The sequence below is a fragment of the Streptomyces sp. NPDC001315 genome (assembly GCF_042896175.1).
Lineage (GTDB): Bacteria > Actinomycetota > Actinomycetes > Streptomycetales > Streptomycetaceae > Streptomyces.
The window spans coordinates 48,580-73,323 of sequence record NZ_JBIAWZ010000033.1 but is presented as its reverse complement, the minus strand read 5'-3'; the positions used below and the strand labels follow the sequence as shown (position 1 = coordinate 73,323).

The 24,744-nt window shown below is 70.0% G+C and carries 25 protein-coding genes and 2 pseudogenes; 14 read left to right on the top strand and 13 right to left on the bottom strand.

Features of this window, described 5'->3' with window-relative positions:
- Positions 1–122: 122 nt before the first annotated feature.
- The 5 genes from ACFY16_RS41080 to ACFY16_RS41060 all read right to left on the bottom strand — a co-directional run bounded on the left by ACFY16_RS41080 (position 123) and on the right by ACFY16_RS41060 (position 4,519).
- On the bottom strand, positions 123–1,358 hold the full coding sequence (locus ACFY16_RS41080) for a PP2C family protein-serine/threonine phosphatase (protein WP_390652336.1): 1,236 nt from the start codon (positions 1,356–1,358) through the stop codon (positions 123–125).
- Positions 1,359–2,314: 956 nt separating this feature from the next.
- On the bottom strand, positions 2,315–2,818 hold the full coding sequence (locus tag ACFY16_RS41075; RefSeq protein ID WP_390652335.1) for a hypothetical protein: 504 nt from the start codon (positions 2,816–2,818) through the stop codon (positions 2,315–2,317).
- A 98-nt stretch (positions 2,819–2,916) separates the two neighbouring features.
- Entirely contained in the window at positions 2,917–3,285 is a 369-nt protein-coding gene (locus ACFY16_RS41070) for a hypothetical protein (protein WP_351555674.1), read from the bottom strand.
- On the bottom strand, positions 3,282–3,953 hold the full coding sequence (locus ACFY16_RS41065) for a hypothetical protein (RefSeq protein WP_079161233.1): 672 nt from the start codon (positions 3,951–3,953) through the stop codon (positions 3,282–3,284). The genes ACFY16_RS41070 and ACFY16_RS41065 overlap by 4 nt, the downstream gene beginning before the upstream one ends.
- Positions 3,944–4,519 (bottom strand): RNA polymerase sigma factor, encoded by a 576-nt coding sequence (locus tag ACFY16_RS41060; protein ID WP_171151366.1) that lies wholly within the window; start codon positions 4,517–4,519, stop codon positions 3,944–3,946. Before ACFY16_RS41060 ends, ACFY16_RS41065 begins: the two co-directional genes overlap by 10 nt.
- Positions 4,520–4,672: 153 nt before the next feature.
- Here ACFY16_RS41060 and ACFY16_RS41055 point away from each other — a divergent pair, with 153 nt between their 5' ends.
- The 7 genes from ACFY16_RS41055 (at position 4,673) to ACFY16_RS41025 (ending at position 9,028) form a co-directional block, all read left to right on the top strand.
- Positions 4,673–5,164, top strand: a complete 492-nt coding sequence (locus ACFY16_RS41055) for an Asp23/Gls24 family envelope stress response protein (protein ID WP_390652334.1) — start codon at positions 4,673–4,675, stop codon at positions 5,162–5,164.
- An 84-nt stretch (positions 5,165–5,248) separates the two neighbouring features.
- Positions 5,249–5,416 carry a hypothetical protein gene (locus ACFY16_RS41050; protein ID WP_030645371.1) on the top strand — a complete coding sequence of 56 codons (168 nt, stop codon included), beginning with the start codon at positions 5,249–5,251 and terminating at the stop codon, positions 5,414–5,416.
- Positions 5,413–5,820 (top strand): Asp23/Gls24 family envelope stress response protein, encoded by a 408-nt coding sequence (locus tag ACFY16_RS41045; RefSeq protein ID WP_030645373.1) that lies wholly within the window; start codon positions 5,413–5,415, stop codon positions 5,818–5,820. The genes ACFY16_RS41050 and ACFY16_RS41045 overlap by 4 nt, the downstream gene beginning before the upstream one ends.
- 112 nt (positions 5,821–5,932) lie before the next feature.
- Complete coding sequence (locus tag ACFY16_RS41040; RefSeq protein ID WP_390652333.1) at positions 5,933–6,559, top strand: DUF6286 domain-containing protein; 627 nt, start codon at positions 5,933–5,935, stop codon at positions 6,557–6,559.
- 27 nt (positions 6,560–6,586) lie between these two features.
- Positions 6,587–7,195: an alkaline shock response membrane anchor protein AmaP gene (locus ACFY16_RS41035; protein WP_158926417.1), complete on the top strand. Its 609-nt coding sequence runs from the start codon at positions 6,587–6,589 to the stop codon at positions 7,193–7,195.
- An 85-nt stretch (positions 7,196–7,280) separates the two neighbouring features.
- Positions 7,281–7,436 (top strand): DUF6131 family protein, encoded by a 156-nt coding sequence (locus ACFY16_RS41030; protein ID WP_099054839.1) that lies wholly within the window; start codon positions 7,281–7,283, stop codon positions 7,434–7,436.
- Between the two features lie 350 nt (positions 7,437–7,786).
- A complete protein-coding gene (locus ACFY16_RS41025) occupies positions 7,787–9,028 on the top strand; it encodes a PP2C family protein-serine/threonine phosphatase (RefSeq protein ID WP_390652332.1) in 1,242 nt (413 codons plus the stop codon).
- Between the two features lie 62 nt (positions 9,029–9,090).
- Here ACFY16_RS41025 and ACFY16_RS41020 read toward each other — a convergent pair whose 3' ends face one another.
- Positions 9,091–9,696: a DUF5994 family protein gene (locus ACFY16_RS41020; RefSeq protein WP_388066524.1), complete on the bottom strand. Its 606-nt coding sequence runs from the start codon at positions 9,694–9,696 to the stop codon at positions 9,091–9,093.
- Positions 9,697–10,049: 353 nt separating this feature from the next.
- On the opposite strand from ACFY16_RS41020, the gene ACFY16_RS41015 reads away from it, so the two are divergent.
- The 4 genes and pseudogenes from ACFY16_RS41015 to ACFY16_RS41000 all read left to right on the top strand — a co-directional run bounded on the left by ACFY16_RS41015 (position 10,050) and on the right by ACFY16_RS41000 (position 12,870).
- On the top strand, positions 10,050–10,742 hold the full coding sequence (locus ACFY16_RS41015) for a DUF5994 family protein (protein WP_390652331.1): 693 nt from the start codon (positions 10,050–10,052) through the stop codon (positions 10,740–10,742).
- A gap of 139 nt (positions 10,743–10,881) precedes the next feature.
- Positions 10,882–11,070: pseudogene (locus ACFY16_RS41010) on the top strand (SPFH domain-containing protein); the annotation flags it as partial.
- 280 nt (positions 11,071–11,350) lie between these two features.
- Positions 11,351–11,482 carry a hypothetical protein gene (locus ACFY16_RS41005; RefSeq protein ID WP_390652342.1) on the top strand — a complete coding sequence of 44 codons (132 nt, stop codon included), beginning with the start codon at positions 11,351–11,353 and terminating at the stop codon, positions 11,480–11,482.
- Positions 11,483–11,601: 119 nt separating this feature from the next.
- Complete coding sequence (locus ACFY16_RS41000; RefSeq protein ID WP_356157350.1) at positions 11,602–12,870, top strand: bifunctional GNAT family N-acetyltransferase/ATP-binding protein; 1,269 nt, start codon at positions 11,602–11,604, stop codon at positions 12,868–12,870.
- A gap of 38 nt (positions 12,871–12,908) precedes the next feature.
- On the opposite strand, the gene ACFY16_RS40995 is transcribed toward ACFY16_RS41000, so the two are convergent.
- From ACFY16_RS40995 to ACFY16_RS40980, 4 genes are all read right to left on the bottom strand, one after another.
- Positions 12,909–13,397, bottom strand: coding sequence for a DUF5994 family protein (locus ACFY16_RS40995; protein WP_356157348.1), 489 nt, complete (start codon positions 13,395–13,397; stop codon positions 12,909–12,911).
- A gap of 284 nt (positions 13,398–13,681) precedes the next feature.
- On the bottom strand, positions 13,682–13,954 hold the full coding sequence (locus tag ACFY16_RS40990; protein ID WP_135791221.1) for a hypothetical protein: 273 nt from the start codon (positions 13,952–13,954) through the stop codon (positions 13,682–13,684).
- A 215-nt stretch (positions 13,955–14,169) separates the two neighbouring features.
- Positions 14,170–14,754: a DUF5994 family protein gene (locus ACFY16_RS40985; protein WP_390652330.1), complete on the bottom strand. Its 585-nt coding sequence runs from the start codon at positions 14,752–14,754 to the stop codon at positions 14,170–14,172.
- Positions 14,755–14,943: 189 nt separating this feature from the next.
- Positions 14,944–15,780 carry a magnesium transporter CorA family protein gene (locus ACFY16_RS40980; protein ID WP_390652329.1) on the bottom strand — a complete coding sequence of 279 codons (837 nt, stop codon included), beginning with the start codon at positions 15,778–15,780 and terminating at the stop codon, positions 14,944–14,946.
- Between the two features lie 29 nt (positions 15,781–15,809).
- On the opposite strand from ACFY16_RS40980, the gene ACFY16_RS40975 reads away from it, so the two are divergent.
- Entirely contained in the window at positions 15,810–16,862 is a 1,053-nt protein-coding gene (locus ACFY16_RS40975; RefSeq protein WP_390652328.1) for a fatty acid desaturase family protein, read from the top strand.
- A gap of 540 nt (positions 16,863–17,402) precedes the next feature.
- On the opposite strand, the pseudogene ACFY16_RS40970 reads toward ACFY16_RS40975, so the two are convergent.
- The 3 genes and pseudogenes from ACFY16_RS40970 to ACFY16_RS40960 form a co-directional block, all read right to left on the bottom strand.
- A pseudogene (locus ACFY16_RS40970) lies at positions 17,403–17,501 on the bottom strand (3-oxoadipate enol-lactone hydrolase); the annotation flags it as partial.
- A 221-nt stretch (positions 17,502–17,722) separates the two neighbouring features.
- Positions 17,723–18,130, bottom strand: coding sequence for an NUDIX domain-containing protein (locus tag ACFY16_RS40965; protein ID WP_390652327.1), 408 nt, complete (start codon positions 18,128–18,130; stop codon positions 17,723–17,725).
- A 185-nt stretch (positions 18,131–18,315) separates the two neighbouring features.
- Positions 18,316–18,561, bottom strand: coding sequence for a hypothetical protein (locus ACFY16_RS40960; protein WP_390652326.1), 246 nt, complete (start codon positions 18,559–18,561; stop codon positions 18,316–18,318).
- Positions 18,562–19,270: 709 nt separating this feature from the next.
- On the opposite strand from ACFY16_RS40960, the gene ACFY16_RS40955 reads away from it, so the two are divergent.
- Together ACFY16_RS40955 and ACFY16_RS40950 are read left to right on the top strand one after the other, a co-directional pair.
- Positions 19,271–22,645, top strand: coding sequence for an ALF repeat-containing protein (locus ACFY16_RS40955; RefSeq protein WP_390652325.1), 3,375 nt, complete (start codon positions 19,271–19,273; stop codon positions 22,643–22,645).
- A gap of 137 nt (positions 22,646–22,782) precedes the next feature.
- Positions 22,783–24,735, top strand: a complete 1,953-nt coding sequence (locus tag ACFY16_RS40950) for a DNA/RNA non-specific endonuclease (protein ID WP_390652324.1) — start codon at positions 22,783–22,785, stop codon at positions 24,733–24,735.
- The last annotated feature ends 9 nt before the right edge of the window (positions 24,736–24,744 follow it).

The window sequence follows — 24,744 nt, the reverse complement described above, 5'->3', positions numbered from 1 at the left end:
CCGTCCGCTGCCTGCCCCTACCCCGTCGCGGTCATGCCCCGCACACGAAGAAGCCCCTGCTCATCGAACAGGGACTCCATTTGCCACAACGCACTCATTCGCGTTGGCACCGTTCACCCAGGTCACGACTGGTCCTTCGTGCGTGCGGCTGAGGCTTGCCGGGTGTCTGCGCCGCTGCTGACGTGCCGCTGGGTCTCCTGGGGGCCGTGCCAGTCCAGGCAGACGGCGGTGGCATCGTCTTCGAGCCGGCCGTCGGCGGCGTCCCGGACCGCGGACGTCAGCGCCAGCGCGGTCTCCCTCGGGTGCAGATTCCGGGTGCACCCCAGCAGGGCGGGCAGATCGACCTTCTCTCCGTGACGTTCGAGCATGCCGTCGGTGAACATGAGCAGACGGTCACCGGGCCGCAGGTCGAGGTCCTGCACACGGTACGGGTGGGGAGTCAGCTCAGACAGCCCGAAGGGATGGTCCACCTCGCAGGCAATCGTCTCCACAGCCCCGTCGCGCATGCGCAGCGGCCAGGGATGACCGGCGTTGACGAACCGGGCCCGCCCGGTATGGAGATTGATGCGCAGGAGCTGCCCGGTGGCATGACCGTGGCCGTGTTCGATCAGTGCCTGGTCTGCCCGGTGGGCCTGTTCGCCGAGGCCGGTGCCCGCCCGGCGGGCACCGCGCAGGGCGCCCACCAGGACCGTGGCGGCCAGGGCGGAATCCATGTCGTGGCCCATGGGATCGGTCACCGACACGTGCAAGGTGTCGCGGTCCACGGTGTAGTCGAAGGTGTCGCCGCTGAGGTCCTCGGAGGGCTCCAGGTTCCCGCACAGGGTGAACTGTGCGGCCTCGCACGACAGCGACAGGGGCAGCAGCTGGTACTGGATTTCAGCCGCCAGGGTGGCCGGCTTGGACCGTTTGCCCCAGGTGTAGAGATCGGTGAAGCGGCCGTTGGCGATCACGATGTAGGCCAGGATGTGGGCGGCTTCCCCGACTGCGTCGATCACGTCCTCGCCAGGGCCGGTCGGCAGGAGCAGTTCCAGCAGCCCGATCGCATCCCCGCGGTTGGTGACGGGCACGATCACCCGCTGCCCCTCGCCGGTCGCGTCCTGATACAGGCGCTGGGTACGGATCACCTCCTCGTAGACACTGCCGAACAGGGGAACCCGCTCGGCCTGCCGCCCACCCTGAGTGGGAGCGGTGGACAGCCGAGCCACCGCCTTCCCTGTCAGGTCCACGATGAGGAAAGAGACCTTAGTGGCCTCGAAACGCCGCCGCAGGCCCTCCGCGATCACGTCGACGGCGTCCGCCGGCGCCGCTGTCTCCGCTGCTGTCAGCAATCGGGTGAGCCCACTTTGTCCACCGCTCACGACCGCAGTCCCTTCCGCAACCCCCCACCAGCTTGGTAATAACCGCAGTGAGCGTCAATCCGTGAACAGTCACGCTCCGGCGTTCGCCCGCGGACGGGGCCGCCACGGCTGCTCTGTACAAAAGCGGCTCGACGGGCTCATGTCTTAGGAGACACGCCAGAGTCTGGATAACGATGGCTGGAGAGCGCTGCTCTCTCTGGATGCCGGGCGTTTGGTGTTGCGCTCGCGCAGGGACAGGAACCTCGCACCTTCCTTCCCCGAGGTTCGTTCCGGGCACGGTCCAGCTGCCGACGCGACGGCCCTGGGCGGCGAGCTGGTCGTACGAAATCCAGCAGGCTCGCCTTCGAGCGACTCCAGGGTCGCCTCCAGCGGCGCGGTGCCGGCGCTGCCCGGCGGCCGAGCAGTGGCCCGCCCACTTCGTCGCCTTCGACTTGTTGCGCCTGGCGGGCACCGACACGACCAGGTGGCCGTACGCGGGCGCCAGGGCGGCTGCTCCGGAACGCCTTTTTGCCGAACAGAACCTCACCACGCCGTGGGCGCTGTGCCCGTCGTTCCCCCGCTGACCTGGGGATTCACGAAACTGCGGACAGGGCCCTGAAAGCGGCCAGGGCAACTTGTCGCCCCAGCCGGACGGGAGCCGACCCGCAGGTCCACCGCGGCCCGGTCGGTGAGGCGGGGAGCAAGGCTGCGGCTCAACCGGGCGAGGGCCTCGTCCACCTCCAGAGTCTGACCGAGCACGTCGGGACCAGCCGTCCGTCACCACGCAGGCACCTGTCGTCGTCCCCGCGTGCCGCACGCCTCCCGGCCAGCGCCCACAACAGCGGGCAGCGCTCCCGCGGGACGAGGGCACCTCCCGGGTCACGATGGCACAGATCGCGTGGAACTCCCCGTCGCCACCCGCCACACCAACGGCGGGGCCATGGGCGCCATCGCGGGGCGCCGTCACTGCGGTCACGTCAGCGGCTCCCCCGGCTCGTTGGCTGAACCGGAGGAGCCTGAGTCGAGCCGGCCCCATGGATGCGCTGCTGAACGCGGCCCACCTCCGGGTCCCCCTCCCGAGTCCCCCGCACCCGAATGCCTGCCGCGATGTGCTGCAACGGATCGGACGCCTCCTGCGCGGTCGGCAGCCGCCCGGCCGACAACAGCAGCGGGCCGGCGCCGCAAAGCACCCGGGACAGCGGGCCCGTCACCGTCTCCGGCACCGGCGGCAACGGTCCCGTCAGGCCGGTCAGAGCGGCATTGGGGTCACGGTGCGAGACCCAGACCCGCTCGACGGCGCCGTCCTCGTCCATCAGATCGGCCGCGGACCAGTCCGCCAGTCCCGGCACCAGCACGCGGCACACCCGCCTGAGCCCCTCGACCGCGTCCAGCGTGCTCGACAGCGCCGCCGCGCTCCGGGTGGCGAACGCCAGCCGGTCGAGCGCCGCTCGCAGCGCCGCGTCCGCGTCATCCTCGTCCATGGCGACCACCTGCCCGCCTGGGGGCCCCGCGGCCGCTTCCGCCCTGGGAAACCAGCTTGCCGGACGACGGTTCGCGGGGCCTGTGCCCGCGCCGCCGCTCATGCCGCGTCGCGCCAGGCGGCGATACCGGTCACCGTGACCGCGACGGTGACCGGCTCCGCGGCACCGTGGGTGGCGAGGTGGGTGACGAGGGCGGCTGTCACCCGGTCGTGGACGATTCGGGCGATGTCCAGCGCCCGCCGACCCTCCGTCAGGACGCAGCGCACCTCGATGTGCCATCCCGAACCGTCCGGCGCCCGGTCGGCGCGAACGCCGGCCTCGGGCGGCGTGGTGTCCGCCCGGGTGGGCGCGGCGGCTGCCGCGAGGCGCCGGGCGAGGCGGGGCTGCAGGGCGGCCACGCCAGGAACCGCGAGGGCTGCCTCGGCCGCGACGCCGAGGAGCGCGGTGGTGCCGGTGGCGGTCATCATCCGCCACCGCCCGTCGGGAGGCGGGGACCGAGGGTCGGTCCCGGTTCCAGTACGTCGGCCACGGTGATGTCGACGGCTGTCACCGTGAGCCCCAGGTCCTGTCCGGCCGAGTGGAGGACCGATCGGCGTACCTGGTGGACCCGGTCGGGCAGCGGGCGGTCGAGGGCAGCGGCCAGGGTCATGGTCACCCGCACGTCGGTGCCGTTGCCCTCGTGTACGAGCCGGCAGGTCGCGGCCCTGGCACCGGGGACCGTGTCCGCGGCCCGCCTCAGCACCTTGGCCGCGGCGCTCTCGGCGATCCGCAGGTCCCGGTCGGGGTCGGCCAGGGGCAGCAGCCGCCCGAACCGGACCTCTGCCCTGACGACGTCCATGACCCGGTCGGCGAGTGCGTGCAGGCCCGGAGGGTCCTCGTCGCGCAGCGTCCGGGCGGCCGCGTTCACCGTGGCCAGTCCCTCGACCGCCTCTCGGCAGTATGGACAGGACACCGGGTGCGGGTCCGCGGCCGGTGGTGCGTCCCGCGCCTGTTCCCAGACCCGGCTGAGCAGGCGGCCGCAGGGCAGTACCTCATCGCCTGCGATCGGGGGCACGTCGGCGGCGGCCCAGCCGTTGCGGGGCCCGTCGGCTCCGGGCGGTTCGGGAGGCCGCGTGTGCGGGTCGTCTAGCGCCATGAGCCCATCGCCTCCTGCAGGGATCGGCGTGCCCTGAACAGTCTGCCGCGTACCGTCTGCTCGTCGGTACGCGTCACGTGCGCTATCTCCTTGTAGGGCAGGCCCTGCACCTCCCTCAGGATCCAGCAGACCCGCTGTCCGGCGTCCAGCTCGGCGAGCGCGCGGAACAGGGCGGCCATGGCCGCGTCCTCCTCGGCGGTCCGGGCGGGCTGGCTCCACGCGTCGCCCGCCGCGGGTTCGGCGACGGTGTCCAGGGAAAGAGGCGGCGGCCGTCGGTGGCACATGGTCTGGCAGCGGTTGACGGTGATCCGGTACATCCAGGTGTGGAACTCCGCCCTGTGGCGGTATTCCGGCAGGTGGCGCCAGGCGCTGACGAAGGCGTCCTGAACGGCCTCCTCGGCGTCCTGGGGGTTGCCCAGCATGCAACGGGCCAGGGTCAGCAGGGACCGGCTGTGCCGCTGGACGAGAACGGCGAAGGAGTCCTCGTCTCCCTCGGCCGCCCGTACCGCCAGCAGGCGGTCGGGCAGGTCGCACCCCAGTCGTGGGGAAGCAGTGCGTTCGATCATGACGCTCCCACGCAGGCTCGGAACGATCGTGTACCCCCGATACGAGTTGTGACGCACATCACATGCCAGACGCGTGAGGATTGGGCCGCCCGGTATGTCCAACGTTCGACGGGCACCATTCCGGTGTCCGGCCGACCGATCGAGGCGACCGCCATGACGGACAACATCACCAGCGTCGGCGGGGGCAGCCGGCCCGAAGCGGGCGTGAGCGCGCTCAAGGGCCGCACCGGGGCCGGGGCTCCGGCCGAGACACGGGGCAGGACCACCATCGCGGACGGTGTGGTGGCCAAGATCGCGGGCATGGCCGCCCGCGAGGTACCGGGCATCCACAGCCTGGGCGCCGGCATGGCCCGCGCCTTCGGAGCCATGCGGGAACGCGTCCCCGGCGCAGGCGGAGGCGGAGCGGTCACCCGCGGCGTCAAGGTCGAGGTCGGGGAACGGCAGGCCGCGGTGGACCTGGACGTCGTCGTCGAGTACGGCGTCTCCATCGTCGACGTCGCGGGCGGCGTACGCACCAATGTAATCGGCGCCGTGGAGCGGATGACGGGCCTGGAGGTCGTCGAGGTGAACATCGCCGTCGACGACGTCCACCTGCCCGACGACGAGGAGGAACAGACCGGACCGGACGAGGGCCGCGTGAGGTGACCGCTGCCGGGAGCACCGCCGTGTCCTCGGGCACGAGCGGATGATCACGGCGGGAGGGACGCTCGCGAGACGGGTGAGTGCGAGATGAACACAGCAACGACGGGACTCGCGGCCGGTATGGCCCTCGGCTTCGCCGGCTACTTCGGCGGCTTCTGGGCGTTTCTGCTGGTGCTGGTCCTGGGTGCGGCGGGGCTGATCGTCGGCCTCGTCGTACAGGGCGACCTGGACCTCCGGACACGGAGGCAGCGGTGAAGACCCGGCCCGGTTCCCCCGGTGAGGGGTCGGGCCCGCCGGCGCCGGCCGCCGGGCTGCCGCCCCCGGCCGAGCGGGGCGCCACCGTCATCCCGGACAGGGTGGTCGCCCGTATCGCCGCGCAGGCCGCGCGCGCGGCGCAGGCGCGGCGCGCCGCGGTACCGCCCGATCGGGGCGGACCTGCGGCACCCCACGCCTCCGCCGCCGTCCGTACCGGATCGGTGCGCCTGCATCTGACCATGGACCTGCCCTACCCCACCGACATCCCCCGTGTCTGCGAGCGGATCCAGCGGGACGTCGCCGAACGGGTCGCCCAGCTGACCGGGCTGCGAGTGGGAGAGGTCCTCCTCACCGTCCGGCGGCTGGTGACCGCCACCGACTCGAGCCGGGGGCGGGTCCGGTGAGCGGCCGGGCGGCCCGGGTCATCGGGCACGCCGTGCAGGAAGGGCGATCGCGATGACATCCGGTCCACGTCCCCCGGGCCGCGGCTCCGAGTCGACCACGCACCCTGCCGCGGTGCCCCTGGCGAAGGAGCCCGACCCTCCCGAACGCGACGTGTCCACCTCCGACCTCACAGCCGGTGAGCGCGAAGGAGGACACCGAACACATCGCAAGTGGTCCGCGCGCCGCGTCACGGCGGCGATGGTCGCCGCGGTGATCCTCGTGGCCGCGGTCGCGGCGCTCGTCGACGTCGTCGCCGTACGGGTGGGACGTCCGGCGGCGGCCTGGCGGCGGCACCTGGCCGACGAACTGGCGACCCGCCCGGTGGACGACGTGTGGATGCTGACGGGGGCCGCCGTGGCCGCCGCCGTCGGCGTCTGGCTGATCGTCCTGGCCCTCACCCCCGGTCAGCGACGCTGGCTGCCCCTGCGCTCACCCGCCGGCTGCCCGCGATTGCGGGCCTTCGTGGACCGCAACAGCGCCGCCGTCCTGCTGCGCGACGCCGCCATGCGGGTCCCCGGAGTCGGCGCGGCGCACGTCATGGTGGGCCGCCACCGCATCAAAGCCCGCGCGGACGTCCGCTTCCGAGACCCCCGACAGGTGAAGGACGACCTCACCGCCGTCCTCGCCGAGGAGCGCGACCGGCTCGCCCTCGCCCGTCCTCCCCGCATCGCCGTACGGACGCGGCGACGCACCCGCTGACACAAACCCGGAGCACCGGAGCCCGCCATGACGCCGCGATCCGCCCTCAACCGCACCCTGCTGGCCCTCGCCGGACTGGTTTTCCTCGGCGGCGGACTGCTCATCCTCTTCGCCGGGCTCGACCTCTACCGGCGGCACGATCTGGCCCCACCCGCCGGCTGGCCCCTGACCACCCCGGCCGACGTCCTGCTCGGCTCCGCCGACCGGGCACGCTGGAGCAGCCAGGGCTGGTGGTGGTGGCCCGCGGTCATCGCCGCCCTCGTCCTCACCGCCCTGCTCGCCCTGTGGTGGCTGCTCGCCCAGTTGAGCCGACACCGCCCCGGCTCACTGCCCGTCGGCGGCACACCCCCGCAGGAAGGCGTCGAACTGCGCGACCGCGCACTCAGCGAAGCGATCGCGAACGAAGCCGGTGCCCTGCCAGGGGTAGGCCATGCGGCCGTAGTCATCACCGGCCGACCGGCCCGCCACCGCACCCGCATTGACCTCACCCTCACCCCCGAGGGCACGCCCGGCGCCACTCTCGGTGCCCTGTGCGAAGGCCCGATCGGCACCGCGCGTCGGTCCACCGGCCTCACCGACATGCCCACCGAGGTCCGCCTACAGGTCAGCCGCCACGGACCACACCGTGTGGAGTAAGGAGGAGATCGGCCGTTCCCGCCGACACCCTTGCGGCCCACCGCGGTTCGCGGGCGCGCCGACACCACTCCCCGAAGGAGAGATCATGATCATCCTGGGCGTCATACTGCTCGTCGTCGGCTTCCTCACCGGCCTGTCCATCCTGTGGACCATCGGGATCATCCTGCTGGTCGTCGGAGCCATCCTGTGGATCCTCGGCGCGATGGGACACGCCGTCGCCGGCCGACGCCACTACTGGTAGGCGGGATCACTGCCCTGCAGGGCAGTCATCCATGCTGCGGGCAGGCCGGCAGACGGCGCGGACCCCACCAAGATGTTCGCGGCGGCGGACGACGACGGCGAAGAGGTCGATCCGCCTGAGGCCGCCGCCGGTGCCGGCCAGCCGCCGCGGCTCGGACGCGGGGCGCCCGGTGGCCGTTGTGCCGGTCCTCGCCGCACGAGCGCACGGCCGACTCGTTGGGGAGTCGGTGGATCGGCCCCCACGGTCCGGGCGGAAGTTCCCCACCGCGTCGGCCGGTGAGTCTCCGTCGGGAGTTCGTATGCACAGCACCTTCGTGAGGATCCGCCCGAACGTCCCCCGGGGCCACGGCGATGACGGGCGGTGAGCGGCAAGGACCCGCGGAAGGCTCCACCCGGTCGGAGCACTTCGGGGAGGAGTTTCTGGGAGTCCTGCTGGACCAGGGGCACGAGTTGCCGCCGCACGAGCTCGGTCCGCTCGTCGCACGGCAGATCGGCAGGCTCGACGGCCGCGAGACCTCTTTCTTCCTGCAGGACTACGGCCAGGTGTGGCTCGTCCCCCTGCCGGGCGACGGGCTGGCGGCCGGGGAACCGCAGCCGATCGACGGCTCCGACGCCGGACGCGCCTTCCGGGAAGCGCGTCCCGTCGAGGTTTCGCAGGCCGACGGTGTGCGGGTCTATCTGCCCCTGCTGGACGGTGGCGACCAGGTGGGCGTCATGGCCGTCACCCTGGACCGTCTCCAGGACGACGAGCGACGGCTGCTGCGCAGGCTCGCCTCACTCGTGGCCGACATGCTGGTGACCAAGCACGGTTACACCGATCTGTTCTTCCGGCTGCGCCGCAGAGAACCGATGAGTGTGGCGGCGGAGATCCAGTGGTCGCTGCTGCCACCGCTGGCGATGTCCACGCCCCGGGTCGAGCTGGCCGGGATGCTGGAACCCGCCTACGACGTGGCCGGCGACAGCTTCGACTACGCCCTCAACGGCGATGTCCTGCATGTGGCCATGGTCGACGCGATGGGCCACGGACTGGACGCCGCCACGATGGCCACGGTGGTCATCGGAGCCTACCGGCATGCCCGGCGCATCAGCGTCGGCCTGTCGGAGATCTATACGTTCATGGACCGGGCCGTCGCCGATCAGTTCGGCCCCGACCACTTCGTGACCGCTCAGATGATGCGGCTCAACACGGCAACGGGCAGGCTTCAGTGGGTCAACGCCGGACATCCCGCTCCTCTGTTGATCCGTGGACACCGTGTCGTACGACGGCTGCAGGGCCCGACGACGCTGCCCGTCGGCTTCGGCGGTCACGAGCCCCGGATCAGCGAAGTGGCTCTCATCCCCGGCGACCGGATCCTGTGCTTCACCGACGGACTGATAGAGGAGCGCGATGTCGGCGGTGAGGAATTCGGTGAGGAGCAGCTCATCGGGTGGGTGAACCGCCTTGAGTCCACGGCCCAACAGATCCGGACGGTGGCGCGCTCCCTCTCCCACACGCTGCAACGGGCGCGGGGCGGGATCACGACGGACGATGCGACGCTCCTGCTGATCGAATGGCGCGGGAGCGCCACCGACGACCTCGCCCTCCCGGAGTGAGCCAGCCTCGCACCCCCAGGGAAAGGCCGACGGCACGCAGCCTTTCCCCCACCGCCGATCTCTCACACTCCTGCTGCCGCGGTGGGCACGTGACGGGTGACCGGTCCGTCAGGAGTGCGTGAGGCGGGGTGGGGGGCGTCGTGTCCGCCTTCGGAGTCCCAGACCGCCTCCCGGAGCGAGTCCGAGTCGGCCGCTGCCTCTGCCGCGGCCCGGAAACGTTCGGCCTCATGGATCAGGCCGGTCGCCGTGAGGCTCCGCAACGGGTCGGTGGCCGTGGCCATGAGCCGGGCTGCGGTGGCCCGGGCTGTCTCCGGTGGGATCACCAGCAGGTCCCAGCGGCCGAAGGTGTGGGACAGCAGCAACAGCTTGTGCGGGTCCTGCCCGGCGTTGGACCAGCCGACGCGTACCATGTGGCCGTGCGCGGGCACTTCACCCGGGATGACCGGCCACAACGTGCGGCTCACCGCTATCCGGGTGATCCGCCCCCACAGCGGGTCGAGCCATTCGACGAGCGCCGGGAGCTCCTCCGTCAGGTTGCGCGAACGGGGCCACCAGGCACCGTCGATCAGGGCCGGAGGGGCGCCGGCCCGCGCCAGCGTGAGTCGGAGCGGTGACGAAGAAGGAGCCCGGCCTCCGACTGCGGGTGTGAACGGAATGGTCGCGGTCATGGCGGGGACCCAACCCCGGGCCGGTCACGGCCGGCCCGGTTGTGATGAATCGCCGAGAACGACCCGGCGTGGAAGCCGGTGTACGAGATGCTCTCGGTAATCACCAGGATACTCCCCGCCCGCGCCCGGCGGACCGATGCGGAGCGACGGGTTGAACAAAACACGAGGAAAACCTCCCGCGCAATACAGCCAAGGAGTGCCGGCCAGGGCATGCGAGCCGTCGGGCGTGAGACCGGTCCGGTAGCCGGCGTACGACGTGCCCCGGCGCCCTCAGCCCACTGCCCGCCGGTATCGACAGCCGCTTCACGGATCCGGCGGCGCCTCCACAACCGCCCCGGCGTGTGCGGAGTACCGTGGACAGCACCGAGGACATTTCGCACACCGGCTTCCACGCCGGGTCGTTCTCGGCGAGAGACGAAACCCGGGGCGCCGCCAAGGCGGCCCGGAGACGGGTCCGCATCATGTCGGCGACCTTGCACCAACTCCTGCCACACCACGAGCCCGTCGCAGCCCCGGCCGTGCGTCTCGCGCTGAAGACCGACGGCCCGTCGCGCGGCCTCCTGGACGGTGCCTGGTGGCCCCGCTCCCGAGACCTGCTGAGCGAGCTGCCCGCACTGACCGATGTGCTGGACCCTCTGTGGGGCCGCATCACCCGCATCGCCGTCAACCCGAAGTACTGGCCGGTCATCCCGCACGAGATCCCCGTGGGCGGTCATGTCGTCAAGGTCGGATGGTTCACCCCGGAGATCGACCCGCACAAGCTGCTGCTGCTCTCCTACGGCACCGGCCGCTGGGACCTGCTGGTCATCCCGCCCGAGACCGAGACGGAGTCGGCGGCCCGCCTGATGGAGGCCGCGTCCGACTACGACGGCCCACCGCTGACCGCAAGCGCTCTCATCGCCGCGGACGAGACCCGGCACGCCGTCTCCGCCGCCGACCGGCCACTCGAACCCGACGAGGCAGGGAAGTACGGGGAGGACGGCCCCGCCTCAGCGGCCGTTCCGGCACGGACGGATCGCGCCAGTCGCCTGGTCATCGGCATGTGAGACGGCCGCCACGACCGGTGCCTTCCCGGGTTCCGGACGTGCCTCACGAACCGGCGCAGGCACATGCAGGGGTATCGACCGGCGGATCCCCACCCCCGGTCCTCGTCCCGAGGAGCAGCCCACGCAAGCCCTGAAGGGAGTGCTGTTCCGCTTCGGCCGACTCGTCGGAACACGCTCCCCGGGGCTGCGGTTCATCATCCCTTTCGTCGACGCCCTGCACCGGGAGTCGCTGCGGGGCGTCACCATGCCGATCCAGTCCCAGGGCATCATCACCAGGGACAACGTGAGCGTGGACGTGTCGGCGGTCGCCTGCTTCCGGGTCGTCGACGCCGTGAAGTCGGTCGTCGCCGTGGAGAACGTCAACGCGGCGATCAACCAGATCGCCAGACCACTCTGCGGAAGGTCGTCGGCCGGCACATGCTCGGCGAGACGCTTTCGGAGACGGACGGGATCAAACTCAACCTGGACATCCGCCAGATCCTCGACGTCACCACCGTCGACCGGCGTGTGCAGGTCACGCTCCCTGGCGCTTCAACTGCGCAATCTCCAGAGCCTGGTGGAGATCGGTGTCGACCAGAACACCACCGTCGTCTTCCCGGCCCCCCCTCATGAGCACGATCGGCGAGCTCGGCTCCTTCCTCGCCCGGGAAACCGCTGCCGCCGCACCCGCCGTGGCAGCGCCACCGGCCGGCACCGGCCGCACCGACAAGTCCCTCAGCGCGGCAGGCAGCGCGCCGTGAAGCCGACTACGGCCCGAGCTACCCGTGGCATCAGGGAGGATTCGTGACCATCGCCCGTCGCGCGCGTCCTCCGGGCACCGGCTGATGATGGGGGTACGGCCGAACACGCGGAGCTGATCATGACGGGTTGGCGGGTCAGGGACTACACCCAGGACGATCTCGAAGCGGTGATCCGTGTCGACATGCAGAGCGGCACGACCGAGGAGCCGCCGCTCTTCCCGCTCTCGGACGCCGTGACGGCCCTCCAGACCCGCCACCCGGCCGTGGTGGCCACGGCCGACGACGTGCTGATCGGCGCCGCGGTGAGCAGGGTGGAGGGCGAACGGGCATGGATCCTGCGCATCTGCATGGCGCCCGGCTGGCGGCAGCGCGGGCTGGGGAGTGCCCTGATCACCGCCCTTGAGCAACGGCTCTTCGCCGCCGGCGTCCGCGCGGTGCACGCCGCCCTGCCCGAGGGCGAGACCGGTGCCACCGCCCTGCGCAACTGCGACTTCGGCGCCCGCCCCGGGCTGGTCTTCTTCGAGAAACGCGGACCGGTGACCCCGCAGTCGGCCGGCACGCTGTCCTCGCTCGGAGCGGAGCTGCCGCCAGGGGGGCTGTGGCAGAAGGTCGCGGGCATGCAACGGGAGAAGCAGCTCATCGAGCGGCGCCTGGTCCTGCCGCTGGCCCATCCCGAACTGGCCGCCCAGCACGGAGTGGAACTGCCACGGGCGGTGATGCTGTTCGGCCCGCCCGGGACCGGCAAGAGCACGTTCGCGCACGCGATCGCCAGCCGCCTGGGATGGCCCTTCCTCGAACTGTTCCCCGCCCGTCTGGCCGCCGAGTACGGCCTGGCGACCGGGCTGAACCGGCGCTTCGACGAGATCGCCCGGCTCGACCACGTCCTCGTCTTCATCGACGAGGTCGAGGAGGTCGCCGGCGAACGCGGCGGCGCGGACGCGACCGCTGTCGGCGTCGTCAACGAACTGCTCAAGGCGATCGTCCGGTTCCGAAGCCAGGACGGACGGCTGCTCGTCTGCGCCACGAACAACGTGACCACGCTCGACTCCGCGTTCCTGCGGCACGGCCGCTTCGACTACGTGCTGCCGATCGGCCCTCCCGACCACACCGCCAGGACCGCGCTGTGGGAGAGCTACCTGGCCCGAGCAGGCGCACGGGCCGACAGCGCGGTACTCGCGTCCGCCAGCGAGGGGTTCACCCCCGCCGACATCGCCCACGCGGCGCGCACCGTCTCCCAGGCCCAGTTCGAGCGCACCTTCGACACCGGAACCCGGACCACCCCCACCACCGACGACTACCTGGACACGATCCGCGACACCAAGCCCACGGTCAGCGCTGCCATGGCCCAGGAATTCGCCCAGCAGACGGAGGAGTTCGCCCGCATCTAGCGTCCAGGCCGGTGGAGAGTCGATCTGCGACGGACGTGTCAGGCCGGCGTAGGTGGCGTGTCGCTGGCCGTTTCGATGAGGATCTGCCTGGCCTCGGTGACGTTGTCGGCCCGTACGGCCCTGGCCATCGCGGCGCGTGCCGCGTCGGGCGACGTGTCCGGAGGGACCAGCATCAGGGAGAAATGGTCCCGCTCGCCCCGGCTGATGAGGACGGTGTCGTCACCGACCGGGAAGGAATCGATGTGGACGGCTCGGCCGTCGACCATCACCCGGGTAGGCAGTCCGTCCCAGGCGCTCCCGTCCAGACCGACCCGGGTGATGAGCCCGAGATGCTCGGTCAACGCGGAGATCAGCGAGGGGAGCTCGGCACCGATGTCCCGGGACCGCGGCCACCAGGCACCGTCCAGGATTCCCTCGCGTGCGTGTGTCGTCTCCAACCGCAGCAGGGCAGTCCCCGGTCTCACCGACCGGTGAACGGCGTCCGGCAGGAGCCGGGGGAGGTGGTCGGGGGTGTCTGAGTCGGCCATGATGTCCGCCCGTCCGCGAAGGTCAATGCGACCGCAAGGCATGCGACCGCGATACGACCCTGCTCGCTCACCGTACTCCGTACGACGCTCGCGCGAGCGCTTCGCCGCAGGGCGCGGTTACGGAAACAGGCAACGGCTCCGGCGTATACCCGCCGGAGCCGCCCTTCCGGGTCATTGCACGTGAGCGTGCGCCGACCCGCTATTCATGTTACGCCAAAGGGATTAATCCGACATGAACCATCTTTGCGAAGGTTCGCATCGGTCCGATGAGCCGACGCGGCGGCTCAGCCATGCCCTTCCTCTTCCGTCTCCATCTGCCGGATCCCCTGGTGCGTCAGCGTGATCATCGCGGGCGTGTTGCCCCTCCCCCAGTCCACGACGACCCAGCCTTCACCCGCCAGGTACGTGCAGGCAGCGGCCATGTCCTGCTCAGGGATGCCGAGGTCGGTGCGGAGCTTCGCCCCATCGACGCCCAGGAGGCGATTGCCTTCGGCGGCTTGGTACAGAGCCTGCATGATCCTCTCGCGGTACGTCTTCCGGTCTCGCAATATCGCCATGACGCGCCTTCCTCTACCGTCCGTCGGGCCGAAGTCGATGTCATCCGCGGCCGCCGTCGCGGTGGGGCGCATCGGAACGCTCGCGTCCACCGTCGACCGACGGCGCCTCCGGGGCCGACGCCCGATCCCCGGCAGGACATCGCTGTAGTGGAAGGCAGCAATCCGTTCATCGTGCTGACCATTGAGCTGGTGGATCAGAACGACTCCGACGGCGATCAGGACGAGCAGCACGGCCACGGCGATGACGAGCATGGGATCTCACCTCCGCCGACCGGCGGGCGAAGGCACTGCCGAGCCGATGGGCCGGGGGGGGGCAGGGACGACGGTAGACCTGCTCCGCCGTCGGCCTCCCAGGCTTCTTCCCTGTCTCGTGCATCGATCCCGTCTGCTGCTTGCTCCCGGGCCGAGGCATCGACGCCGTCGCCGACCATCAGCTGCGCGGCGGCATCCGCACCGGTTTCCGGCGGAATCACCAGCACGTCCCAGCGGCCGTCAGCGGAGAAAAGAGTGAGCCTGTGGGGATCCTGCTCCTCGGTGGACCAGCCCACCTGCACGGTGCGCCCGGCGTAGGACACCCAATGCGGCAGGACGGGCCAGTACGCCGGGTGCACGGTGACACCCGTGATACGACCCCAGCGATCGCCCAATGCGGCCGTCAACGACGGCAGCTCACGGGTGAAGGCACGGGAGCGAGGCCACCACATACCGTCCAGCCCGCCCGGCGCGGGCGTCAGGGACAGCCGGGCCGGCTGCGGCGGCGCACATGTGCTCGATGTCGTACGGTCAATGGTCACGGCCATGGCGCGGACCCGTCCCCGGGCTCGTGGGTGCGGCCCGGCGCTGTCGATCACCGGGAACGGCACCCGCAGCGGAGCCGGTGCGCGAAGAACTCCCGGTGTCTTCACACTACTCCGCCCACCGGTCCGAAAAGCCCGGGATGACCAGGCAGTTTCCTGCCTTCGGGACCTGGTCGCCGGTGCCGATGCCGGTCAGAGCCAGTCCTTGCGCTTGAACGTCAGATACAGCAATGCGGACAGGAGCACGATGACGGCGGCGGAGGTGATGAATCCCGACTCGCGGCCGAAACCGGGATAGGGGAGGTTCTGGCCGTAGTAGCCGGTGATCGCGGTGGGTACGGCGATGATCGCGGCCCAGCTCGTCACCTTCTTCATGATCAGGTTCATGCTGTTGGCCTGGACCGAGAGGTTCGTCTCCATGACCGAGGCCACCAGGTCCCGCAGTGATTCCGTCCACTCGGTGGCACGCAGCACGTGGTCGTAGACGTCCTGGTAGTACGGGGCGAGAGGGTCGTTGATCAGGTGCAGGCCGGGGCGCATGAGGGTGTTGACCACCTCACGCATCGGGAGCACGACGCGGCGCAGCTGGACGAGCGACTTACGCAGTGCGAAAACCCGGCGCTGCACGGCTTCGATCTCACGGCGCCCGGCCGCGAAGAGCAGACCCTCCAGCTCCTCGATGCTGTCGTCCAACTGCTGGACCGCGGCGAAGTGTCCGTCCACGAGATGGTCGAGCAGACCGTGCAGCAGGAATCCGACGCCGTGGCCGGCCAGGTCCGGGCTCTCGTCCCAGCGGGCGACGACGTCCTCGATGTCGACGCCGTCGTCCTTGCGGACGGTGATCATGGCCTGGCTGGTGAGGAATACGGCGATCTCGCTGTACGTCAGTTGCGCACCGTCCGGGCTGACGGTCACGGCATAGGCGCTGAGGAACTTGTGGGTGCGATAGCGGTCGAGTTTCGGCCGCTGTCCACGGTGAGCGGCATCCTCCAGAGCCAGTTCGTGGATGTCGAACTCCTGACCGAGCAACCGTCAGCCGGGAAGGACACTCCGACACCATGACCACGCATGCCCCGCGCCGTCGCCCGCCTCCCCCCGCAGGTGGCAGTGATTTCGCCCGCCTGTCGAAGAAGATCGCCGAGGCCGGCCTGATGAACCGGCGCCCCGGCTACTACACCGTCCGGTCCGTCGTCGTGGCCGTCGCCTACGCCGGGGGCTGGAGCGCGTTCGTCGCCATCGGCGCCAGGTGGTGGACCCTGGCGCTCGCCGCGTTCCTCGCCGTGATGTTCGGGCAGGTGGCTCTGCTCGCCCACGACGTCGCGCACCGCCAGGTCTTCCGCCGGCGCCGGCCCAGCGAGACGGCCGGCCGCATCGCCGGGGCCGCGATCGGGATGGGCTACGGATGGTGGCAGGACAAACACACCCGCCACCACGCCAACCCCAACCACGAGGACCTCGACCCCGACATCGCCCCGGACCTGCTGGTGTGGTCCCAGGACCAGGCCCGCGCCGCGACCGGACTGCCGAGGATCGTCGGCCGTCGGCAGGCGTTCCTCTTCTTTCCCCTGCTCCTGCTCGAAGGGGTCAACCTTCATGTCTCCAGCGCGCGAGCACTGGGCAACCGCACCCTGAAGAACCGCGCCCTGGACGGCACGCTGCTCTACGGGCACATCGCCGCCTACCTGACCGCACTGTTCCTCGTCCTCCCACCCGGCATGGCGATCGCGTTCCTGGCCGTCAACCAGGGCCTGTTCGGCCTCTACCTCGGCTGCCTCTTCGCCCCCAACCACAAGGGCATGCCGACCCTGACCGGCAACGACCGCCCCGACTTCCTGCGCCGGCAGGTCCTCACCGCACGCAACGTACGCAGCAGCTGGTTCACCGACCTCGCCCTGGGCGGCCTGAACCACCAGATCGAACACCACCTGTTCCCCAGCATGCCCAGCCCCCACCTGCGCAAGGCCCGGTCCATCGTCCGCTGCTACTGCCAGGACTTGGGAGTCGACTATCTGGAAACCGGACTGATCGCCTCCTACCGGCAGGCACTCGCCAGCCTCCACCGAGCAGGAGCGCCACTGCGGCGAGCCCGTATCAGCAGCGCCCGAGCATGACGCACCGGCGCCGACGGTAGATGATCTCGCCGCCCTGTCTGAACCAGGAGGCAGTCCCGTCGAACCGCTTGCATGAGTCGGCAGCTGTAACGCATCCAGATGCCCTTGCCGTACTCCAGCGCCTTGTCCCGGTGCCCGGCTGAAGTGATCCGGTGAGACCCAGCGGCTGGAACAGCCCCGTCGGCTTCCCGGCGCGGCTGCGTCGTCTTACGGCTCCCCTCCCAGATGGGCGCAATCGCAAATCCAGCGTCCCGCCAGCATCGCAGGAGCGCGCACTGTGTGCGGAGCCGAACGCGGTCATGCGCGCAAGCACAGTCGAGATCACGGCGAAGCGCCGCCGGAGCGCTCCGGCGGGGCTTCGTCTCATGGCTCCGAGCAGAAGCCCCGTCGGGGGATGGTTCCCGGAAGGGCTTCACTGCTTCGCCCTCTCTCACGCCGCTGTCACGAACTGAGCGGACACCCGCGAACCATAGGGACCTGACCTGCAATTTTATGCGCGCCCCGGAGCGGCTGGACACCCATGGACGATCGTTACGACCTGTGCCATGTGGTACCCAGTGAGGGACCGAGAATCAGGACCGGGGCGTCTTCTGGCCCGTCAAAGCGGTATTGCAGGGTGTTCATCGGTGTCTCACTCACCCGCCTGACCCTCTCATCTGTCACGAGATGTCACATCGCCGGGGTGGCCTCCAAGCGGTTCGGGTTGCAGCATCGAGTGTGGCGGCACCGACGAGAGCCGGACGCCCGGTTGCAGCTGCCGGTCCACAACCAGCAGCCGGACTCCGCATCCACCTCAATCTTCCTGGCCATACGGCTCGGCAAGTCGTGGATCACAGAGCCTCACACCGTGAGCCTGCTCCTCAAAGCAGTTGGCCAGAGGTGTGAAGCACGTCGAACACCATCTGGTCCACTGCCGAGACCCGCGCACGATCGCCATAGCCGAACCAGTCCGACTCTGCGATCTCCCTTGAGGCAACCAGCGGACCGGTGTACTCGGCGGTGTAACAGATCATCCGGAACTCGGTGCATCCGTCGTAATCCCTCCGCGTCTCGAAGGTGCCGACGTGCACCATCGTGGCCGTATCGACCCGGGACTGGAGTTCCTCGGCGATCTCGCGCGCCAAGGTCTCGGCATCGGACTCACCCGGCTCCCGCTTCCCGCCCGGGAAGTAGAAGACATCCACACCCCGGTTGCGCGTCACCAGCACCCGCCCGTCACACACCAGAACCCAGGCCACCTTCTCCGGAACGACCTCGATCTTCCCCATCACCGGACCCTACCCATCCACACCGACACAACAGCAGGACCACAAGGTTCCAGCACCACCGCAACCACCGAATCGATCACCAGGCCAACGGGGCGATCCCTACAACCCCGCAACGACTCATGGGTGAGTATTTCCCTCGGAGCGAGGACTGCTCGTCCGGTACACGCCGGACCGCAGCATGGCGGTCACGGGACGGCTGGGCCTTCCGGTTCGGCGGCCTCGCCCACCGGAGTCCAGGCGTTCCGGGCGATGTCGAATGCCTTCTCCTCGGTGCCGACGGTCATGTCGACGATGGTGGAGCAGTCGTTGCCCTTGACCGAGTAGACGGCGGGGATCTCCAAGGTCGGCCAGCTCTCGTTGCCGACGACCTTGAAGCAGACCTTGCCGCTGTTGTGGCGGGCCGGGAGCTCGAGCTGCCCGGTGCCGACCACTCAGTCGGCGAGCGTGATGTGGCCGTCGCCGCGCTTCAGGACGAGGTTCTTCTCCGCCAGGATCTTGTCGGCCTGCGGGCAGTCGAAGTCCTCCACGGCATGGCCGGGGGTGCTGTCTGCGACGCTCGCCGTGTCGGCCTTCTCGGACGGCGGGACAAGGACACCAGCGGTCGTGGCGAGTACGGCAAGTGCGCCTGCCGCCGCCGCGCCAAGAATCCGCGCAACAAGTCGATTTATTCGCCCTTCACAGCCATTACGCCATGTTCCCTCATTGCACCCCCCGCCTCAAAAAGGGAATGGCAGACATGCGAAATAACCCTCATATCGAGGGGTGTCGCAGCCACCTCGTAAAGGCTCGCCCGACCTCTCACCGCGAGGGCTGCAGACCTGCACGGTCTTCACGAACGCAACCATGGCAACACAAGGCGGAGCGCTGGTCAACCGTCAAAACCCGCTCGAAAAACGGATATTGACGACGCGTCAGACGTGACGTTCACCACTCCCCGAAAGGGTTGCGCGGAAAGAAGCGACAATTGAGCAACACCTCGCGTGGCGCCTACGACCTTCCCGGTCCTTTGCCTCCACTTTTACTGTGGTGAGTTGGTAGGGTCACCGCCATTCATCGACGTTCCCACGTATACCCATGCCGGATCCTGCCCGCGCGGTTTCAGCGGAGCTCATCCCTCTTCTCACGCGAGGAAATCCCTTTATGCAGACAAGTTTCTGGAGCAGACGCCGCGTGCTCGGTGCGCTCGCCGCCGCGACCGCCGTCGCGGCCACTCCTTCGGTCCTGATGCCGGCCACCGCCGCTGCCACCGAAGGCACCGCACCCGAACCGGTGCCGCTGCCGGACACCGAGCGCGCCAAGGTCGTCAGGGCGTGGCTGACCGGTGGCAAGGGCGTCAAGGCCGCCGCCGCCGTGGCCCTTTACGGTTCGGACGCCGACATCCAGACCTTCCTCGCCGAGACGCTGCCGAGGCAGACCGTGGAGGACAACCGGGTCGCGATCGTCCGCAGCCTGGACCGTGCGGGCAAGGGCCTGCGTCGGGAGGCTGTCGCCGCCCTCGACAACGGCGACGCCGCGATCGCCGCGTTCCTGAAGGACAGCTTCAAACCGGCCATCCTCGAAGATCTCCGAGTCGCCACCACCACCGTCTCGACCACCGGCGGCAAGGCGGTGGTGCGCAGCGCCAACACCGCCCTCGACACCGCCACCGAACCGGCTCTCATCACCTTCCTCACCGACAAGCAGTACGACTCGCGCCTGGAGGACACCCGGGTCCAGGTCAGCACCATGCTGATGACCGGTGGCCCGGAAGTGCAGAAGTACGCGAGCCGTGCGCTCGACGGCGCCGCGACCGATGTGGAGTGGTTCATCGAGACCGGCCAGCACATCGCGCGCGCACGTGACCAGGAGTCGGCGACCATCGAGGAGTTGGTGGCCCTCGTCGAGCGCGAGGGCAAGCGCGCCGAAAGCGAGACCAACCTGGCCGTGGAGGCCTCGGCCCGCGCCGAGACCGCCGCCGGGAAGGCCAAGGAAGCCGCCGAGAAGGCCGCTGCCGAGGCGTCCGCCGCCCAGAACGATGTGCAGAAGTCGGCGGCAGCGGCCCGTAAGGCGGCGAGCGCGGCGAAGGGCGCGGCGGACGCCGCACGCAACGCCATCAACGCCTCCAATGCCGCGGTGAGTGCATCCCGCCGCGCCTCCTGGGCGGCCACCGGCGCCGCTCAGGCCGCCTCGAAGGCGGGCAGCGCCGCGGCCCGTGCCTACAAGGCAGCGATAGCCGCCTCCAAGGATGCGGGCAAGACGGAGGAGGCCAAGAACGCCGCGGTCGCCGCCAGGAACGCGGCCGCCAAGGCCCGTAGCGCCGCCCAGGCCGCCGACAAGGCCGCCATCGCCGGCGATGCGTCCGCGGCCGCCGGCCGGGCCGCCGCCTCCGCCGCACGCAACTCGGCCGCCGCCGCCACAGCTGCCGCCGAGGCCGCCGCCGCCGCCGGTGTCGCCCAGTCGGAGGCCGAAGAGGCCAAGCGTCAGGCCGCCATCGCCACCACTGCCGCCAACCGTGCCACCAACGCGGCCTCCACCGCGCAGGCCCTGGCCAGCACCGCCGCCACCGCGGCCCGCACCGCCCGCGACGCCGCCAACTCCGCCGCCGACCACGCCGACAAGGCGGCAGCCGCCGCCGAGGAGGCCGTGAAGTACGCGGGCCAGGCCATCGACTACGCCAACAAGTCGACCGCGCACGCCGATGAGGCCGTGAAGGCAGCGAACGTCGCCACCAAGGCCGTCACCGACGCCATCGAGGTGGAGAAGAACGCCCGCGCCGCCGAGGCGCAGACCCTGGAGCAGGACAAGCAGCAGGCGATCGAGGAGGCGCAGCTGCTCGCCTCCATCGAGGCGACCGAGCTGTCCGACGTCCGCGACAAGCGGCTCCTGGCGGACCGCACCACCCAGGAGATCAAGGACCTCACCACCAGGGCCGAACAGGCCCTGTACTCCGGCGATCTGGCACTCGCCGCGACCCTGGGGCGCAAGGCCGCGATCGGCCTGATCGACGCCCGGGGTGCCTGGACCCGGCAGGCCGCCCAGCACGCCTTGGCCGGCTCCGACGACGACATCTTCGCCTGGATCGACCTCGACCGGGCCGTCGCCCAGGGCCAGGACGACCGCGAGACCACCCTCCATGTGGCGACGATCGCCGCACCGAAGATCGCCGAGGCCGCCCAGCTCGCCCTGGAGAGTTCCAGCTCCACGGCCGTCGGCGACTTCCTCACCAGCGGCATGAAGAAGGCCTCCGACGAGGAGCTGCGCGTCGCGATCAGCAAGATCATCTCCGATGGTGCGGGCAAGGCCGTCACCGCCGCCGCCAACAAGGCACTCGACGAGAACACCACCGACTCCCTCAACTACTTCTTCGACCACGACTACCCGCTGGCGCAACAGGAGGACGACAGGGTCCTCGCCAGCCAGCTCATCGCCACCGCCGGCGCCTTCACCAAGGCCTACGCCGAGGTCGCCCTCGAGGGCCCGGCGTGGATGCTCCGCAACTTCATCTCCGTGGTGCAGTTCCGGACGGCCCAGCTCGACCACGACACCGCCACCCATGTCGCCGCGATCCGCGGTGCGATCGCCGCCGCCGCGAAGATCGCCGAGCAGGCGCAGGAGAACGCCGCGCTGGCGACCAAGGCCTCCTACGAGGCCCGTAACAACGCCGCCAAGGCCCAGGAGTGGGCGGACAAGGCGATCGACTCGGCCGCCAAGGCCGACAGTTACGCGGACGAGGCGCGAGCGAACGCGGACGCCGCCGACAAGTCGGCCGCTGACGCCCAGGCTTCCGCCGACACCGCGAAGGCGGCTGCCGCGACCGCCCGTAGCGCGGCCCGTTCGGCCAACTACTCGGCCAACAAGGCGATGGACTCGGCGCGGGCCGCCCTCAAGTCCTCCGCCGACGCCCAGGCTTCGGCCAACGCCGCCCGTGCCGCCATGCTTGCCGCACAGGCGGACGCGAAGGAGGCCGCCGCCGCGTACTCCGACGCCAAGCGGATCGCCGCCGAGAAGCACCGGGCCGAAATGGCCGCCAAGGCCAAGGAAGCCGCCGAATTGGCCAAGGCGGACCGCGACGCCAAGCGTGACCCCGCCGCCAACGACCGGAACAACCAGGTCAACCCCAACGGCACCAAGGACCCCGCCGACTCCGACGAGTGGTGGAACGACGCCCAGTTCTATGCCGACGCGGCCAACGCGGTCAGCATCGGCGCCGGCTTCCTGGCCGCCGGCTGCACTCTCGCGAGCGTCGTCTTCCCGCCGGCCTTGGCCGCGGCCGGCTTCTTCGCCGGCGTCTCCACGGGTGCGAGCGCCCTCGGCACTCTCTTCACCGGCATCGAACACGGCTTCACCAGCAGCGAGTTCTGGTGGTCCGCCGCCGGCACCGGCCTGAGCCTGGTCACCTACGGCCAGTCCAAGTGGCTGGGCGCAGCCGCAAAGTCCGGCGGCAGTCTCGTCAAGCCCGTCATCGGCGAGATCACGCACGTTGCCGAGGACAAGATCTCCAGCATCACCAAGGGCCTCTACGACCTGGTCAGCTGACGAGTGCGTTCCTTTCGTCCGGCCCTGACGCGGTAGAGCGCGGCCCACCCACCGCTGCCCCGGGGGGCACCGCATCTCCGGTGCCCCCCTTCCACCTCCGCCAAGACAAAGAATCAAGGAAGAGAGATCTGACGCACATGCACGAGATACGCCCCAGAGGCGCAGCTCGAATACGGGCCCGGTCGACCGTACTGGCCGTACTGACCGCGGTGACGCTGGGACTCACCACGGCGGGTACGGCCACGGCACAGCAGACCGCGGACGAGAAGCCGCGGCAGGTGGGGAGGGTGGACCCGCCGGACCGGGCCGCCGCTCCGGCCCCCGCCACCGTGACCAGCGCCTTCCCCAAGCAGTCCGGGGAACGCTGCGAGGCTACGAAGGCAGGCTCGAAGGAGCGCCGGGCGGGCGCCGTCGAGGCGTGTGTGAGCACCAGCCCCGCCCTGGCCCCGCGTACCACGGCACAGCCGCAGAGCCTTGCCGCCACTGCCACTGCCGCCGGCAGCTGCTCCGTCACCAGCCCCGGCAACTACTCCTACGAGCGCTTCGGTTACTGCGTGACCGGCGTGAACGTCCTCTACATCCTGCGCGACAGCAACGGCGCGGAGATCGGGAGCGGCACCCTGACGATCTCCACCAGTGCGTCACTGCCCGCGAGCGGCACGACGTGGAGCGAGCAGGTCACCGTGACGATGACCTCCGCGATCGGCGAGGTCACCGCTCTCAACGCCAAATTCCGCGCCGCCTGCGGAACCGGCTGCACAGCGACGAAGACCGCGCCGTGGTACGGCGGCGACCTGGTCGTGGGACAGTCCCTCACCGGCACCGTCACGTACTCCTCGTCCCCCGCGGCGGGCGCCGTCGCGGAGTTCCTCACCTCGTACAAGCTGTACGTGACCTCCCCGGGCGCCACGGCCGTCGACCCGAACGCCTCGTGGGACAACCCCCGCAAGATCCGCTGTGACAACGCGGTCGGGGGCACCTCGACCGCGGGCTGCGCCGTCCCCTCGGTCATGCCCGTCGTGCCGATGAGCGCGCAGAGCTCCGACGCCGGCGGCGCCGTTGCCGCCTACGCGTGGGCGCAGAAGAACCTCAACGGCGCCTGGGGGAAGAAGGGCAGCCCCCTGACCCGGTCGACGAGCGGAGTGGCCAACCGCACCGCCAGCACGTGCGGCGGCTTCACAGCCCAGACGGAGCTCGTCGACAGCGACTCCTGCGGTGACTTCCCCTTCGGCGAGGCGAAGGAAGGCGGTGCCGCCGGCGCGCAGTGCGTCGAGGTGATCCCCAATCTCGGCAACGGCGAATGGGACACCTACATCCTGAACGACGCCCATGTCCTGGACCCCGCCTCACCCTGCGTGCAGGCCCATGTCACGCCTAACGACAAGCAGTTCGCCGACACCCAGCTCGCCGACGGTTTCAAGAACCAGCGGGTGATCGACGCCGACCAGTTCGAGCTGACGTTCTCGTTGCCGGACACCGGCCCGCAGGCCAGCTGCCTGAACGACCCCCCACCGGCCGGCTCGCTTCCCAACGGCGACGGCTGGTTCAAGAACACCACCGAGGCGGTTCCGCTCGTCAACCAGAGCGACCCGGCGGGCGGGGCCGGAGAGAGGCCGACCCAGGCACAGGCATGCCTGGGTCGGCAGACCAGTGGGGGAACCGGAACCAGTGATCCCGTCACCGGCATGAAGGACGCGGAGGCGTTCAAGAAGGCGAACAACCTCACCTACGGCCAGTCCCGGTGTCATCTCATCGCGAGCATCCTCGGCGGAAAGGGCACGAGTGCGCTCACTCGGTTCAACCTCGTCCCCTGCTGGCAGAGCGGGATGAACACGGGCACGCCCAGCATGCGGACCTACGAGACCATCGCGCAGAAAATGATCAAGGACTCCGCCTCCGGCCTCGGAACGAACGACGCGGTCTTCTATCAGGTGACACCCGTCTACAAGGACGCGAACAGCACCATCCCGGTGGGCGTCACGATGATCGCTGATATCGAACGTGCGGACGGGACGACCGAGGAACTGTTCCCCAACGTCTACGTCACCAACACTTATTCGGACACTGGGTTGTACAACCTCGGTAACTGATCCCACTCA

What these genes read in the sequence shown, in the direction of transcription:
- ACFY16_RS41050 (WP_030645371.1), top strand. Translation starts at nt 5,249, where the DNA reads ATGAACACAGCAACGACGGGACTCGCGGCCGGTATGGCCCTCGGCTTC.
- ACFY16_RS40990 (WP_135791221.1), bottom strand. Translation starts at nt 13,954, where the DNA reads ATGGCGATATTGCGAGACCGGAAGACGTACCGCGAGAGGATCATGCAG.
- ACFY16_RS40995 (WP_356157348.1), bottom strand. Translation starts at nt 13,397, where the DNA reads ATGGCCGACTCAGACACCCCCGACCACCTCCCCCGGCTCCTGCCGGAC.
- ACFY16_RS40975 (WP_390652328.1), top strand. Translation starts at nt 15,810, where the DNA reads ATGACCACGCATGCCCCGCGCCGTCGCCCGCCTCCCCCCGCAGGTGGC.
- ACFY16_RS41000 (WP_356157350.1), top strand. Translation starts at nt 11,602, where the DNA reads ATGACGGGTTGGCGGGTCAGGGACTACACCCAGGACGATCTCGAAGCG.
- ACFY16_RS40955 (WP_390652325.1), top strand. Translation starts at nt 19,271, where the DNA reads ATGCAGACAAGTTTCTGGAGCAGACGCCGCGTGCTCGGTGCGCTCGCC.
- ACFY16_RS40965 (WP_390652327.1), bottom strand. Translation starts at nt 18,130, where the DNA reads ATGGGGAAGATCGAGGTCGTTCCGGAGAAGGTGGCCTGGGTTCTGGTG.
- ACFY16_RS41005 (WP_390652342.1), top strand. Translation starts at nt 11,351, where the DNA reads ATGAGCACGATCGGCGAGCTCGGCTCCTTCCTCGCCCGGGAAACCGCT.
- ACFY16_RS41055 (WP_390652334.1), top strand. Translation starts at nt 4,673, where the DNA reads ATGACGGACAACATCACCAGCGTCGGCGGGGGCAGCCGGCCCGAAGCG.
- ACFY16_RS40985 (WP_390652330.1), bottom strand. Translation starts at nt 14,754, where the DNA reads ATGGCCGTGACCATTGACCGTACGACATCGAGCACATGTGCGCCGCCG.
- ACFY16_RS41065 (WP_079161233.1), bottom strand. Translation starts at nt 3,953, where the DNA reads ATGGCGCTAGACGACCCGCACACGCGGCCTCCCGAACCGCCCGGAGCC.
- ACFY16_RS41035 (WP_158926417.1), top strand. Translation starts at nt 6,587, where the DNA reads ATGACGCCGCGATCCGCCCTCAACCGCACCCTGCTGGCCCTCGCCGGA.
- ACFY16_RS41025 (WP_390652332.1), top strand. Translation starts at nt 7,787, where the DNA reads ATGACGGGCGGTGAGCGGCAAGGACCCGCGGAAGGCTCCACCCGGTCG.
- ACFY16_RS41075 (WP_390652335.1), bottom strand. Translation starts at nt 2,818, where the DNA reads ATGGACGAGGATGACGCGGACGCGGCGCTGCGAGCGGCGCTCGACCGG.
- ACFY16_RS41060 (WP_171151366.1), bottom strand. Translation starts at nt 4,519, where the DNA reads ATGATCGAACGCACTGCTTCCCCACGACTGGGGTGCGACCTGCCCGAC.
- ACFY16_RS41020 (WP_388066524.1), bottom strand. Translation starts at nt 9,696, where the DNA reads ATGACCGCGACCATTCCGTTCACACCCGCAGTCGGAGGCCGGGCTCCT.
- ACFY16_RS41070 (WP_351555674.1), bottom strand. Translation starts at nt 3,285, where the DNA reads ATGATGACCGCCACCGGCACCACCGCGCTCCTCGGCGTCGCGGCCGAG.
- ACFY16_RS41030 (WP_099054839.1), top strand. Translation starts at nt 7,281, where the DNA reads ATGATCATCCTGGGCGTCATACTGCTCGTCGTCGGCTTCCTCACCGGC.
- ACFY16_RS40950 (WP_390652324.1), top strand. Translation starts at nt 22,783, where the DNA reads ATGCACGAGATACGCCCCAGAGGCGCAGCTCGAATACGGGCCCGGTCG.